The following is a 14,709-nucleotide window of genomic DNA, read 5'->3' as shown; positions in this document are numbered from 1 at the left end:
GGTTGGCGGCGGGTTGTCATCAAAGTTGGGGGCTAAGACCAGGATTTCAAGGGCAGCTCTGTTACTCGATTTTGAAATGCGCACGAGCGGTGGCGATGGGCTCGGCCGCGATGCTTTGCCAGGCGGTGATCGCCACGTTTGCCACTCGTCGGCCTTGGCGCCACACCTGGCATTTGGCGTAAGTGTCGCGAAACTGCCCGGCGCGCAGGTAATCCAGGGAAAAATCGATGATTTTCGGGATGCCTGGCGTACCGGTAAACACCAGTAGGTGCAGCGCCGCCGACAGCTCCATAAACCCCGCTATCACCCCACCGTGCAGCGCCGGCAATATCGGGTTACCAATATTGTCCTTGTTGGCCGGCAGCCGAAACAGCAATTCATCTCCAAGCCGGGTGCATTCGATGCCGATCAGTTTGGCGTAAGGGATCAGGTTGAGCAGCGCCTCGTAATCGCCGCGCGCATGGGCCTGCTCCAGGCGGGTCTTGAAACGGTACGTCATGCCTGTTCTCCCTTGATCGTACTGCCCAGCCCTTGTGTGCCTTTGAGGCGCTTGCCCATGCGCATGAACGTACCCACCACATGGGCGATGGGTTGCTGAGGGTCATCCTGATAGGCGAAGCCACGGGTGAAGATCACGTCGGTGGTCACTCGATAGCATTGGGCGAAGCCATACACCGGTTTATGTGGCGCGGCGGGATGCATGTAATCGACCCGCAGGTCGAGGGTCGGGCACACCTCGAATTCCGGCAATACACACAAGGTGGCCATGCCGCAGGCCGTGTCCATCAAGGAGGTCAGCGCGCCGCCGTGGATCACGCCGGTAGCGGGGTTTCCTACCAGATGCGCGGCGTAGGGCATGACAAGTGTGACGCCCTGCGCGTCGGCATGATGGGCAGTAATGCCCAACACCTGACAATGGCGCAAGGCCGATACAAAGCGTGTCGCACGCGCTAGCAGGGGATTTTCGGTCATCGTGTCTGGACTCTTATTTGTATGGATTCGCAATATCGGTGGCGCATATGGAAGTTCCTAGGTGACTGTTTTTATATATCTTCGTAACAAAAGGAACTAATGCTGAACCGCCATGCTCGAAAGGCCAGTAGATATCTTCAATAAGGAGAAACACCCAATGCGCAAGACTTTAGCTATTTCCATGATGCTGGCCGCTGCCCTCAGTCTCGCTGCCTGCGACAAGAAATCCGAAGACAAAGCCCAAGACGCCGCAGCACATTCCGAGCAAGCTCAGAAAGACATGGCGAAGGCTCAGGATAAAGTGAACGACGCCGCGAAAGAAAATGCCGATGCTGCCAAAGCTCAGGCTGAATCGAACGACGCCGCCGCAAAAGAAGCAGCACCTGCTACCCCTGCCACCGGTTCTTGAGACCGCGGCTTGAAATAGCTTTGCTGCAAGAAGAAAGCCCGCTTAGATAGCGGGCTTTCTTTTGTCTGGCATTTAGAGTTGACGGTTTAACTAAATCGTCTCTTTAACCACTTCCGGCAACGGCGTATCGGTCTGCGTATACACCATCACTTGCAGTACGTCGGAATGAAACTCCCGGCGATACAACACCAGCACCACCCCACTGCTCATCAACATGAACAACCAGGGGCTGACAAACCACGCGAGCATGGTCATGCCGAAGTAATAAGCGCGCAGACCAAAGTTGAACTGGTTGGCGGCCATGGAGATCACCCGTGCCGCGCGCAGGGCGAATGCGTTGCGCTCCTGCTCCGACACGTGCCGCTCGCCGATCATCGGTGCCGAGCCCACCAGCACCGCCGCGAAGTTGTATTGGCGCATGCACCAGCTGAACGTGAAAAACGCATAGACGAATACCAGCGCCAGGCATAGCAGCTTGATCTCTGACATGCCTTGGGAGGCCTGTTGCACCATGGGGATGTCCGCCAACAGCGACACCGCGCGCTCCGAGGCGCCGAGCACGGTGAGAATGCCGGCCAGGATAATCAAGGTACTGGAGGCGAAGAACGAGGCGTTGCGTTCCAGGTTGCCGATCACACTGGCATCGGCGATGCGGTTGTCGCGCAACAGCATGCGGCGCATCCAGTCTTCGCGATACAGATGCAGCACGCTGGCGAGGCACGCGGTGTCCCGGGCTTTCCAGGTGGCATAGCGGGTGTAACCCCCCCAGCAGAGGACGAACCAGAGGGCGGCAAGCAGGTGGATCTGATTGGTTTCGACGAACGACATGTGGGTCCTGTTACACGGTGGTGTGGATGTTCACGCAGTCTAAAATGTGGGGGCGGGCTTGCTCGCTCCCATATTTACTGCGCTCCAACTTTAGAAGGTTGTTGTCTCATAAGCATAAAAAATGCCCCGTATCGATTGATACGGGGCATTTCAGTACTGCGCGAGCGTGGGTTATGCGATGGCTTCGCTACGCTTGCCGAGCATACGGTCAACCACCACCGCAACCCCCAGGGTCATCACCGAAGGCACCAGCCACGCCAGGCCCTGCTCGCTCAAGGGCAAATTTGCAAACTGCGACGGCAACCAACCCGCCAGGCCCGCACCCTTGAGCGCATCGATGCAGCCAAAGATGAACGACACCAACATCACCGGTCCAACGATACGGCCCTGCTCCTGCCAGAAGTCTTTGCAGAAGCTCAGCGCAACCAGCACGATGCACGGCGGATAGATCGCGGTGAGTACCGGGATCGAGAAGGCAATCAGCTTGGTCAGGCCCAGGTTGGACACGAACAGCGAGAACAGCGCCAGGATCACCACTAGGGTCTTGTAGGACAGCGGCAAGACGCGGCTGAAGTACTCGGCGCAGGCACAGGTGAGGCCAACAGCCGTGACCAGGCACGCCAGGGAGATCAGCACAGCCAGGAAGCCGCTGCCCAGGGAGCCAAATGTGTGTTGCACATAGGCGTGTAATACGGCGGCGCCATTGGCAGCACCGGCGGCGACTTCATGACTGCCCGAACCAAGGCGGAACAGGCTGACATACACCAGCGCCAAGCCCACACCGGCGATCAAGCCGGCGATGATTGCGTAGCGGGTGATCAGCTTTGGCGACTCCACGCCACGGGAGCGAATGGCGTTGACGATCACGATGCCGAACACCAGGGCGCCCAGGGTATCCATGGTCAGGTAGCCGTTGATGAAGCCTTGTGAGAACGGCGCAGCCACGTATTCCGGGGTAGCGACACCCACGTCACCGGCCGGCAAGGCAAACGCGGCGATGCCGAGGATGGCCAACGCAATGATCTTCAGCGGTGCGAGGAATCGACCCACGGTGTCCAGCAGTCGGCCTGGGTACAGGGAGACAAAGAACACCACCAGGAAATACACCGAGCTGTAGAGGAACAGCGCCAACGGGCTTTCGCCGGTCAGCGGTGCCAGGCCCACCTCAAAGGATACGGTCGCGGTACGCGGCGTGGCGAACAGCGGCCCTACCGCCAGATACGCCGCCGCCGCCAGCAGGCCACCGGCAATCTTGCCGATCGGGCTGCTCAACGCGTCCATACCGCCGCCAACCTTGGCCAGCGCGATCACGGTGACCACCGGCAAACCCACCGCGGTGATCAAAAAGCCCAGCGCTGCCATCCAAACGTGAGGTCCGGACTGCAAACCCACAATAGGCGGGAAGATGATGTTGCCGGCGCCCACGAACAGGGCAAAGGTCATAAAACCCAGCGCCAGGATGTCCTGGCCTTTCAACACTTTCATTTGAGGAAATACCACACTACTGAATCGGAATTTAGAGAGGGATTCCCTATGGATGAGGGAAATACTGCCGGCCCTTATGGGAGCCGACCGGTCTAGCGCGCGGCTTCCTTTTGGGATGCGGGCGCATAAAGAGGCGGCTAGGGTACAGAATTGGGCTGACAAACGCACTGTTGCGGGGCGGACTGTCCGATAAGCGACAGTTCCATGTCGCATTCTCGTAAGAGCAGCAACAAGAGGCAAGCTTCAAGCGGCAAGAAGCACCGCATGCTTCTTTCTTACAGCTTAAAGCTTGCCGCTTATAGCTGCCTTTAAACGCACAAAGGCCACCCGAAGGTGGCCTTTGTGTGGGTAAAGCGTCAGCTAAGCGCGAGGCTTATTTGACAGCCCAACCCGTCAGCTCGGACAAAGCCTTGCCGATGTCTGCCAGCGAACGCACGGTTTTAACGCCTGCGTCTTCCAGGGCAGCAAACTTCTCGTCTGCAGTGCCCTTGCCGCCAGAGATGATTGCGCCAGCATGGCCCATGCGCTTGCCAGCAGGGGCAGTCACACCAGCGATGTAGGAAACAACCGGCTTGGTCACGTGTGCCTTGATGTAGGCAGCCGCTTCTTCTTCAGCCGAACCGCCGATCTCACCGATCATGACGATCGCTTCGGTCTTCGGGTCTTCCTGGAACAGCTTCAGGATGTCGATGAAGTTGGAGCCTGGGATCGGGTCACCGCCGATGCCGACGCAAGTCGACTGACCGAAACCGGCGTCAGTGGTCTGCTTAACAGCTTCGTAGGTCAGGGTGCCGGAACGGGAAACGATACCGACTTTGCCTGGCAAGTGAATGTGTCCTGGCATGATGCCGATCTTGCATTCGCCTGGGGTGATCACGCCTGGGCAGTTAGGGCCGATCAGGGTAACACCCAGCTCGTCGCACTTAACTTTAGCGTCCAGCATGTCCAGGGTAGGAATGCCTTCGGTGATGCAAACGATCAGCTTGATGCCGCCGAAGGCTGCTTCCAGGATGGAGTCCTTGCAGAAAGGAGCTGGAACGTAGATCACGCTGGCGGTAGCGCCAGTGGTTTCTACAGCTTCTTTCACGGTGTTGAACACTGGCAGACCCAGGTGCTCGGTACCGCCTTTACCAGGAGTAACGCCACCCACCATCTTGGTGCCGTATTCGATGGCTTGCTGGGTATGGAAACTACCTTGCGAACCGGTAATACCCTGGCAGATAACTTTGGTGTCTTTATTGATCAGGACGCTCATTATTTGCCCTCCGCAGCTTTGACAACTTGTTGAGCAGCGTCGGTCAGGCTGGTAGCCGCGATAATGTTCAAACCGCTTTCTGCCAGTACTTTAGCGCCCAGTTCAGCGTTGTTACCTTCAAGGCGAACAACAACCGGGATTTTAACGCCGACTTCTTTCACTGCACCGATGATGCCTTCGGCAATCATGTCGCAACGAACGATGCCGCCGAAGATGTTGACCAGTACTGCAGCGACGTTGGCGTCGGACAGGATGATCTTGAAGGCTTCGGTCACGCGTTCTTTGGTAGCACCACCGCCTACGTCGAGGAAGTTGGCTGGTTTGCCGCCATGCAGGTTGACGATGTCCATGGTACCCATGGCCAGGCCAGCACCGTTGACCATGCAACCGATGTTACCTTCCAGCGCTACGTAGTTCAGTTCGAACTTGGCAGCGTGCGCTTCGCGCGGATCGTCTTGCGACGGATCGTGGAAAGTCTTCAGCTTAGGCTGACGGTACATGGCGTTGGCGTCGATGTTGATCTTGGCGTCCAGGCAGTGCAGATCGCCGTCAGCCTTGATCACCAGCGGGTTCACTTCCAGCAGGGCCAGATCGTGATCCTGGAACAGTTTGGCCAGACCCACAAAGATCTTGGCGAACTGGGCAACTTGCTTGCCTTCCAGGCCCAGCTGGAATGCCAACTCGCGACCCTGGAATGGCTGAGCGCCAACCAGTGGATCGATAGTGGCTTTCAGAATTTTTTCTGGGGTTTCGTGAGCGATTTTCTCGATGTCCACGCCACCTTCGGTGGAAGCCATGAACACGATGCGACGGCTCGAACGGTCAACGACAGCGCCCAGGTACAGCTCTTTAGCGATATCAGTGCACGATTCAACCAGGATCTTGGTGACTGGCTGGCCATTGGCATCAGTCTGGTAAGTCACCAGACGCTTGCCCAGCCACTGCTGTGCGAAGGCTTTGGCGTCTTCTTTGCTGCGAACCAGCTTAACGCCGCCCGCTTTACCGCGACCACCAGCGTGGACCTGGGCTTTGACAACCCACTCGGTGCCGCCGATTTTGTCGCACGCTTCCGCTGCTGCTTCCGGGGTGTCTACTGCGTAGCCCTTGGATACTGGCAGGCCGTATTCAGCGAACAGCTGCTTACCCTGATACTCGTGAAGATTCATGCTTTTTACCGTCTTCGTTAGGTACTGCGCATTCGGCGCTGCGCTCATTATGAGTGCCGCGCCACCTGTGACTGCTGCTTGCGCAACTTGCGGGGCTCAGGGCCCGTAAAGCTGCGCAAGACTGCGTCCAGCGGATATTCCGCGGTGAGTCTTGCGCGCAAGGCTCACGACGGGCAACTCCGCCGTGGTTTCTTATTATCTCGCTTAGCGCTTCTTGCGGTTGGCGATGTGGATGGCGCCGCCATTCACCGCCAACGCTGCTTCGTGCAACGCTTCGGACAGGGTCGGATGGGAGAAGACCATCATGCCCAGGTCCTCGGCACTGGTGCCGAATTCCATACCGATCGCGCCTTGCTGAACCAGTTCTGCAGCGCTTGGGCCAATCACGTGGACGCCCAATACGCGGTCAGTCTTGGCATCAGCGATGACTTTGACAAAACCACCGGTGTCGTTGGCTGCCATGGCACGGCCAGATGCAGCAAACGGGAAGGTGCCGACGTTAACTTCAACGCCTTCAGCTTTCAACTGCTGTTCGTTCTTGCCGACCCATGCAATTTCCGGGTGGGTGTAGATAACCGATGGGACCAGGTCGTAGTTCATCTGGGTCTTGTGACCCTTGATGCGCTCGACAACCATAATGCCTTCTTCGGAAGCCTTGTGCGCGAGCATCATGCCGCGAACCACGTCACCGATGGCGTACACGCCAGGCACGGTGGTAGCGCAGTGATCGTCAACGTGGATGAAGCCACGTTCGTCGATGTTCACGCCGCTGTCAGCTGCCAGCAGGTCAGTGGTCACTGGACGGCGACCAACGGCTACGATCAGCTTGTCGAATGTGATGGTCTGCTCGCCTTCTTTATCGGTGTAGGTCACAACGACTTCTTCGCCGTTGACCTTGGAACCGGTAACACGGGCGCCCAGTTTGATGTCCAGACCTTGCTTGGTCAGGGTTTTCAGGGCTTCTTTGGACACCGCGGTGTCGGCAGCCAGCAGGAACGTGTCCAGGGCTTCCAGCACGGTGACGTCGGAACCCAAACGGGACCATACCGAACCCAGTTCCAGGCCGATCACGCCAGCGCCGATCACGCCCAGACGCTTAGGAATCGATTGGAACTCCAGGGCGCCGGTCGAATCAACGATCACGTTCTGGTCAACTGGAGCAGGCGGGATGTCGATTGGGCGCGAACCTGGGGCCAGGATCACGTTCTCGGCTTCGATGACTTCAACCGAGCCGTCTGGCTTGGTGATTTCAACTTTCTTGCCGGCCAGCAACTTGCCGTGACCTTGCAGGGAAGTCACGCCGTTGGCCTTGAACAAGGTGGCAACGCCGGAAGTCAGGCCTTTAACGATGTTGGCTTTACGGCCGATCATCGCTGGCACGTCCATGGTCACGCCAGCGTGGTTAATGCCGTGGATCGCGAAACCGTCTTGGGCTTCGTGGAATTTCCAGGAGCTGTCCAGCAGCGCCTTGGAAGGAATGCAACCAACGTTCAGGCAAGTACCGCCCAATGCCAGTTTGCCTTCCTTGTCGGTGTATTTTTCGATGCAAGCAGTCGAGAGGCCCAGTTGTGCGGCCTTGATGGCGGCAACATAGCCGCCAGGACCTGCACCAATCACTACAACGTCAAATTTCTGTGTCATAAAAAGGTTCCCTTTTTAGCTGCAAGCTACAAGCTGCACGCCGCAAGTTGAAAGCACCGTTCGCCACTTTGGGCTTGGCGCTTTCAGCTTGCGACTTGCAGCTGCTTTTTAGATATCCAGAAGCAGACGAGCTGGGTCTTCCAGCAGGTTTTTGATGGTCACCAGGAAAGTCACGGCTTCTTTACCATCGATCAGGCGGTGATCGTAAGACAGTGCCAGGTACATCATCGGGCGGATCACGACTTGGCCGTTGATGGCCATCGGGCGCTGGATGATGTTGTGCATGCCCAGGATCGCGGCTTGTGGCGGGTTGACGATCGGCGTCGACATCATCGAACCGAAGGTACCACCGTTAGTGATGGTGAACGTACCGCCGGTCATCTCGTCGATGGTCAGTTTGCCGTCACGGGCTTTCTTGCCGAAGCCTGCGATGCCGCCTTCGATTTCAGCCAGGCTCATCAGCTCAGCGTTACGCAGTACTGGAACTACCAGGCCACGGTCGCTGGACACGGCAACGCCGATGTCTGCATAGCCGTGGTAAACGATGTCGGTACCATCGATCGAAGCGTTGACTGCCGGGTAGCGTTTCAGCGCTTCAGTAGCCGCTTTCACGAAGAACGACATGAAGCCCAGGCGCACGCCGTTGTGGGACTTCTCGAACAGATCCTTGTACTTCGAACGCAGGGCCATGACTTCGGTCATGTCGACTTCGTTGAAGGTAGTCAGCATCGCCATGTTCGACTGTGCTTCAACCAGACGCTTGGCCACGGTGGCCCGTACGCGGGTCATCGGTACGCGCTTCTCGGTGCGGTCGCCAGCGGCGAACACAGGCGCAGCGGCAGCCGGGGCAGCAGCCTTGGCAGGTGCGGCAGCTGGAGCGTTTTTCTTGGCTTCAACTGCAGCCACCACGTCTTCCTTGGTCACACGGCCGTCTTTGCCGGTGCCTTTGATGGACGACAGGTTGATGCCGTTTTCTTCAGCCAGCTGACGGGCAGCCGGTGCAGCGATTGGATCTTCGCCGCCTGCAGCCGGAGCAGCAGCGGGAGCCGAAGCAGCAGCCGGTGCAGCGGCAGCAGGAGCAGCGCTGCCCTCTTCGATCGAGCCCAGCACCTGGTTCGACAGAACGGTAGCGCCTTCTTCGGCAACGATTGCACCCAGTACGCCGTCAGCTTCGGCCAACACTTCCAGAACGACTTTGTCGGTCTCGATGTCGACGATCAGGTCGTCACGCTTTACAGCGTCGCCTGGTTTCTTGTGCCAGGTGGCAACGGTGCCATCGGCAACCGATTCCGGGAATGACGGGGCTTTGATTTCGATAGCCATTATCTGTGGGTCCTTAAAATTCGGTTTCAGTCAGCGCGAAGGCGTTAAACAGTGAAAGCATCTTGCAGCAGTTTTTCCTGCTGCTCGGCGTGCATCGACGCATAACCACACGCAGGTGCAGCAGAAGCGTCACGACCGGCATATTCCAGGCCCAGGGCCTGCTTATGGTTACCGATGCTGCGACGCAAATGATGCTGGCTGCTGTACCAAGCGCCCTGGTTCATCGGTTCTTCCTGGCACCACACAACATTAGTGAGGTTGGTGTAAGGCGCGATGGCCTCCATCAGGTCGTCTTCCGGGAACGGGTAAAGCTGCTCGATACGCACGATGGCGATGTCTTCGCGGCCTTCGGCACGGCGTTTTTCCAGCAGGTCGTAGTAGACCTTGCCGCTGCACAGGACCAGGCGAGTCACTTTCGCCGCGTCCAGCGTGTCGATCTCTGGAATAACGGTCTGGAACGAACCATCCGCCAGATCTTCCAGGGTCGAGATGGCCAATTTATGACGCAGCAGCGACTTCGGTGTCAGTACCACCAGCGGCTTGCGCAGCGGGCGGATCACCTGGCGACGCAGCAAGTGGTAGATCTGGGCCGGGGTAGTCGGCACGCACACCTGGATGTTGTGCTCGGCGCACAGCTGCAGGTAACGCTCCAGACGGGCCGAGGAGTGCTCCGGACCCTGACCTTCATAACCGTGCGGCAGCAGCATGGTCAGACCGCACAGACGGCCCCACTTGTGCTCGCCGCTGGTGATGAACTGGTCGATAACCACCTGGGCACCGTTGGCGAAGTCGCCGAACTGGGCTTCCCAGATCACCAGCGCCTGCGGCATGGTGGTCGAGTAACCGTACTCGAACGCCAGTACGGCTTCTTCGGACAGGAACGAATCGTACAGGTCGAAACGTGGCTGGCCTGCATACAGGTTCTGCAACGGGATATAGGTGCCCGCGTCTTTCTGGTTGTGCAGCACAGCATGACGGTGCGAGAACGTACCACGGCCGATGTCCTGGCCAGTCATGCGGATAGGGTGACCTTCGAACGCCAGGGTCGCGTACGCCATGGTTTCGGCGTAACCCCAGTTGATCGACAGGCCGCCGGCTTGCATCTTCTGACGGTCTTCGTAGATCTTCGCAACCTGGCGCTGAACCACGAAACCTTCCGGGATTTCCAGCAGCTTGGCGGACAACTCCTGCAAGGTCTTCAGATCGAACGACGTATCGTGACGCGCAGTCCAGGCGTGGCCCAGGTACGGACGCCAGTCAACGAACAACTCTTTGTTCGGCTCTTTAACCAGGCTTTTTACAACATGCAGACCATTGTCCAGCGCGTTGCGGTATTCATCGACTTTCGCCTGAACACGCGCATCGTCAACCACGCCGGCCTTGGTCAGGCTTTCGGCGTACAGCTCACGGGTAGTGCGCTGCTTGGTGATCTGCTGATACATCAACGGCTGAGTACCACTTGGCTCGTCCGCTTCGTTGTGACCGCGACGGCGGTAGCAAACCAGGTCGATCACCACATCGCGCTTGAACTGCATGCGGTAATCAATGGCCAACTGGGTCACAAACAGCACAGCTTCCGGATCATCGCCATTCACATGGAGGATCGGCGCCTGGATCATCTTGGCAACGTCGGTCGCGTACTCGGTAGAGCGCGCGTCCAGCGGGTTGCTGATGGTGAAGCCAACCTGGTTGTTGATGACGATGTGAACGGTACCGCCGGTCTTGAAGCCGCGGGTCTGCGACATCTGGAACGTTTCCAGGACCACGCCTTGACCGGCGAAAGCCGCGTCACCGTGGATGGAAATCGGCAGAACCTTTTCACCGGTGGTGTCATTACGACGATCCTGGCGAGCACGGACCGAACCCTCGACCACTGGAGAAACAATTTCCAGGTGGGATGGGTTGAAGGCCATGGCCAGGTGAACTTCACCGCCGGTGGTCATCACGTTGGACGAGAAGCCCTGGTGGTATTTAACGTCACCGGAACCCAACTCAACCTTCTTCTTGCCTTCGAACTCGTCGAACAGCTCACGCGGGTTCTTGCCGAAGGTGTTGACCAACACGTTCAAGCGACCACGGTGAGCCATGCCGATCACGATTTCCTTGGTGCCGTAGGAACCCGAACGCTGGATCAACTCGTCGAGCATCGGGATCAGGCTTTCGCCGCCTTCCAGACCGAAACGCTTGGTGCCCGGGTATTTGGTACCCAGGTACTTTTCCAGGCCTTCGGCAGCGGTTACGCGCTCGAGCAGATGGCTGCGGACATCGTCAGACAGCACTGGACGACCACGCACACCTTCCAGACGGTGCTGGAACCAGTGGCGTTGCTCGGAATCGGTGATGTGCGTGAACTCAGCGCCAATGGTGCGGCAATATGTCTGCTGCAACGCTTCGTGAATTTCGCGTAGGCTCGCTTCCTCTTTGCCGATGAACAGGTCGCCGGCACGGAAGGTCGTATCAAGATCGGCATTGGTCAAGCCGTAATGATTGATCGACAGGTCAGCAGGTGCAGGACGCTTCCAGAGCCCCAGCGGATCAAGCTGGGCCGCCTGGTGGCCACGCATCCGGTAGGCCTGGATCAGTCGCAATACCTCAACTTGCTTCTTCTCGTGCTCACTGCTCACGCTGCCGGCGGAAACCGGTTGGGCGCGGCGCTGGTTCTTTGCCAGCAGCACAAACTGATCGCGAATCGTGGCGTGCGATACATCGGTGGCAGCGTTGCCGTCTGAAGACAACGTCTGAAATTTGGTGCGCCATTCTTCTGGCACAGCGTTAGGGTCGTGCAGGTAGAGCTCATAAAGCTCTTCCACATAGGCAGCGTTACCACCTGAAAGATAGCCGCTGTTCCACATGCGCTGCATCACGCTTTCTTGCATGCTTGGTCACCCTCGATTTGGGGACACCACCGGCGAAAACACCGAGTTTGCTTGCGAAAGGCCAAGTGCAGCGACCAAAACAAGCCACTTAGGATCACGCTGATAGTTCGGGTACCAACCCGAATGCCCCTGCTTGTCTCATTTCTTCAAAATAAGAGCCGCGGCTTTGTAAGTCGCTGCTCAAGTTAAAACTACGGCGCCGGTTGAAGCCTGCGCCGTAGCATTTACGGGCACAACGGTCCTGCTTTTACGAAAAACGTCGCTTACACGCCGCTCTGCAGCAGCATGTTACGGATGTGACCAATGGCCTTAGTCGGGTTCAGGCCTTTAGGACATACGTTGACGCAGTTCATGATCCCGCGGCAGCGGAATACGCTGAACGGGTCATCCAGCGAAGCCAGACGCTCGGACGTCTTGGTGTCACGGCTGTCTGCCAGGAAGCGGTACGCTTGCAGCAGGGCAGCTGGACCCAGGAACTTGTCCGGGTTCCACCAGAAGGACGGGCAAGACGTCGAGCAGCAAGCGCACAGGATGCACTCGTACAGACCGTCGAGCTTCTCGCGCTCTTCCGGGGACTGCAGACGCTCGATGGCCGGAGCCGGCGTGTCGTTCTGCAGGAACGGCTTAACTTTCTCGTATTGCTTGTAGAAGATGCTCATATCCACGACCAGGTCACGGATAACCGGCAAACCTGGCAGCGGACGAACGATCAGCTTGTTGCCTTTAACCACGGCAGACAGCGGCGTGATGCACGCCAGGCCGTTTTTGCCGTTGATGTTCATGCCGTCGGAACCGCACACACCTTCACGGCAAGAGCGACGATACGAGAAACCTTCGTCCTGCTCTTTGATCAGCGCCAATACATCCAGCACCATCAGGTCTTTACCACCGGTATCAACCTGGAACTCCTGCATGAACGGCGCAGCGTCCTGATCAGGGTTGTAGCGATAAACACTGACTTTCAACATGGCAGCCACCCTTAGTAAGTCCGAATCTTCGGTTCAAACGTCGGTACCGTCTTCGGCGAGAAGTTCACGGCACGCTTGGTTACGCGCTTGTCACCCGGGAAGTATAGGGTGTGGCACAACCAATTTTCGTCATCGCGATCCTCAAAGTCTTCACGCGCGTGAGCACCACGGGATTCTTTACGAACCTCGGCGGCGATCGCAGTCGCTTCAGCCACTTCCAGCAGGTTTTGCAGCTCAAGGGCTTCGATACGAGCGGTGTTGAACGCCTGGCTCTTATCGTTGATCTTGACGTTGGCGATGCGCACGCGCAGATCGGCCAGTTGGGCAATACCCTTCTGCATGTATTCGCCGGTACGGAATACACCGAAGTAGTTCTGCATGCAGCTTTGCAGCTCGCGACGCAGGGTAGCTACGTCTTCGCCATCCGTGCGCGAGTTCAGCGCATTCAGACGGGCCAGGGCCGCTTCGATGTTGGCGTCGGTCGCGTCATCGTATTCGATGCCGTCGGTCAGCGCTTTTTCGAGGTGCAGGCCGGCAGCACGACCGAATACCACCAGATCGAGCAGCGAGTTACCGCCCAGACGGTTGGCACCGTGTACCGATACGCACGCCACTTCGCCTACGGCGAACAGACCATGAATGATCTCGTCCACGCCTTCAGCGTTCTGGGTGATCGCCTGGCCATGAATGTTGGTCGGCACGCCGCCCATCATATAGTGGCAGGTTGGAACAACCGGAACCGGTGCAACGACCGGGTCAACGTGTGCGAAGGTCTTGGACAGCTCGCAGATGCCTGGCAGACGGCTGTGCAGCACTTCTTCGCCCAGGTGATCGAGCTTGAGCAGTACGTGGTCGCCGTTCGGGCCACAGCCGTTGCCGGCGATGATTTCTTTAACCATCGAACGGGCTACAACGTCACGGCCAGCAAGGTCTTTCGCGTTCGGCGCATAACGTTCCATGAAACGCTCGCCGTGCTTGTTGATCAGGTAACCACCTTCACCACGGCAACCTTCTGTAACCAGTACACCGGCGCCGGCGATGCCGGTCGGGTGGAACTGCCACATTTCGATGTCTTGCACCGGAACACCGGCACGCAGCGCCATGCCAACGCCGTCACCGGTATTGATCAGGGCATTGGTAGTCGAGGCGTAAATACGGCCTGCACCGCCCGTCGCCAGAACAGTAGCCTTGGCACGGATATAGGTGGTTTCACCGGTTTCGATGCAAATGGCGATCACGCCGACGAATGCACCGTCGGCGTTCTTCACCAGGTCAACCGCGTAGTATTCGTTCAGGAACGTGGTGCCGGCTTTCAGGTTGCCCTGATAAAGCGTGTGCAGCAGCGCGTGACCGGTACGGTCGGACGCGGCGCAGGTACGGGCAGCCTGCCCGCCTTTACCGTAATCCTTCGACTGGCCACCGAATGGACGCTGGTAGATACGGCCTTGCTCGGTACGGGAGAACGGCAGACCCATGTGGTCAAGCTCGAACACCGCGGCCGGGCCTTCCTGACACATGTATTCGATAGCGTCCTGGTCACCGATATAGTCGGAACCCTTGACGGTATCGTACATGTGCCAGCGCCAGTCATCGTTCGGGTCGGCGGAGGCGATGGCGCAGGTGATGCCACCCTGGGCCGATACGGTGTGGGAACGGGTCGGGAACACCTTGGTGATCACGGCAGTCTTGTGACCGCCCTGTGCCAGCTGCAGCGCAGCGCGCATGCCAGCACCGCCGCCACCAATAATGATGGCGTCGAATGAAATAGTTGGAATGTTAGCCATGA

Annotated in this window: 12 protein-coding genes; 1 reads left to right on the top strand and 11 read right to left on the bottom strand. The window is 58.1% G+C overall.

Annotated elements, in window-relative coordinates; all coding sequences use genetic code 11:
- Positions 1-61 precede the first annotated feature (61 nt).
- Positions 62-499: a PaaI family thioesterase gene (locus AACY36_RS18625; RefSeq protein WP_339414674.1), complete on the bottom strand. Its 438-nt coding sequence runs from the start codon at positions 497-499 to the stop codon at positions 62-64.
- Positions 496-972, bottom strand: coding sequence for a PaaI family thioesterase (locus AACY36_RS18620; RefSeq protein ID WP_339414675.1), 477 nt, complete (start codon positions 970-972; stop codon positions 496-498). Before AACY36_RS18620 ends, AACY36_RS18625 begins: the two co-directional genes overlap by 4 nt.
- A gap of 157 nt (positions 973-1,129) precedes the next feature.
- Here AACY36_RS18620 and AACY36_RS18615 point away from each other — a divergent pair, with 157 nt between their 5' ends.
- Complete coding sequence (locus tag AACY36_RS18615) at positions 1,130-1,381, top strand: hypothetical protein (protein ID WP_339497414.1); 252 nt, start codon at positions 1,130-1,132, stop codon at positions 1,379-1,381.
- A 90-nt stretch (positions 1,382-1,471) separates the two neighbouring features.
- Here the strand turns inward: AACY36_RS18615 and AACY36_RS18610 are convergent, their stop codons facing one another.
- From AACY36_RS18610 to sdhA, 9 genes are all read right to left on the bottom strand, one after another.
- Positions 1,472-2,209, bottom strand: a complete 738-nt coding sequence (locus AACY36_RS18610) for a DUF599 domain-containing protein (protein ID WP_339414676.1) — start codon at positions 2,207-2,209, stop codon at positions 1,472-1,474.
- A 171-nt stretch (positions 2,210-2,380) separates the two neighbouring features.
- A complete protein-coding gene (brnQ, locus tag AACY36_RS18605) occupies positions 2,381-3,694 on the bottom strand; it encodes a branched-chain amino acid transport system II carrier protein (protein ID WP_339414677.1) in 1,314 nt (437 codons plus the stop codon).
- Positions 3,695-4,067: 373 nt separating this feature from the next.
- A complete protein-coding gene (sucD, locus tag AACY36_RS18600; protein WP_065872666.1) occupies positions 4,068-4,949 on the bottom strand; it encodes a succinate--CoA ligase subunit alpha in 882 nt (293 codons plus the stop codon).
- A complete protein-coding gene (gene sucC / locus AACY36_RS18595; protein ID WP_060754516.1) occupies positions 4,949-6,115 on the bottom strand; it encodes an ADP-forming succinate--CoA ligase subunit beta in 1,167 nt (388 codons plus the stop codon). Before sucC ends, sucD begins: the two co-directional genes overlap by 1 nt.
- Before the next feature lie 204 nt (positions 6,116-6,319).
- On the bottom strand, positions 6,320-7,756 hold the full coding sequence (gene lpdA, locus AACY36_RS18590) for a dihydrolipoyl dehydrogenase (RefSeq protein WP_339414678.1): 1,437 nt from the start codon (positions 7,754-7,756) through the stop codon (positions 6,320-6,322).
- Between the two features lie 108 nt (positions 7,757-7,864).
- Positions 7,865-9,079 carry a 2-oxoglutarate dehydrogenase complex dihydrolipoyllysine-residue succinyltransferase gene (gene odhB, locus AACY36_RS18585; protein WP_339414679.1) on the bottom strand — a complete coding sequence of 405 codons (1,215 nt, stop codon included), beginning with the start codon at positions 9,077-9,079 and terminating at the stop codon, positions 7,865-7,867.
- Between the two features lie 44 nt (positions 9,080-9,123).
- Positions 9,124-11,955: a 2-oxoglutarate dehydrogenase E1 component gene (locus AACY36_RS18580; protein ID WP_339414680.1), complete on the bottom strand. Its 2,832-nt coding sequence runs from the start codon at positions 11,953-11,955 to the stop codon at positions 9,124-9,126.
- Positions 11,956-12,218: 263 nt separating this feature from the next.
- Positions 12,219-12,923 carry a succinate dehydrogenase iron-sulfur subunit gene (locus AACY36_RS18575; protein ID WP_003172807.1) on the bottom strand — a complete coding sequence of 235 codons (705 nt, stop codon included), beginning with the start codon at positions 12,921-12,923 and terminating at the stop codon, positions 12,219-12,221.
- An 11-nt stretch (positions 12,924-12,934) separates the two neighbouring features.
- Positions 12,935-14,707 (bottom strand): succinate dehydrogenase flavoprotein subunit, encoded by a 1,773-nt coding sequence (sdhA, locus tag AACY36_RS18570; RefSeq protein ID WP_065872671.1) that lies wholly within the window; start codon positions 14,705-14,707, stop codon positions 12,935-12,937.
- Positions 14,708-14,709: the final 2 nt, after the last annotated feature.

The organism is Pseudomonas sp. EA_15y_Pfl1_P101, assembly GCF_963970835.1.
Classification (GTDB): domain Bacteria; phylum Pseudomonadota; class Gammaproteobacteria; order Pseudomonadales; family Pseudomonadaceae; genus Aquipseudomonas; species Aquipseudomonas tritici.
The sequence above is the reverse complement of the archived record's forward strand: the minus strand, read 5'-3'. Positions and strand labels throughout refer to the sequence as shown.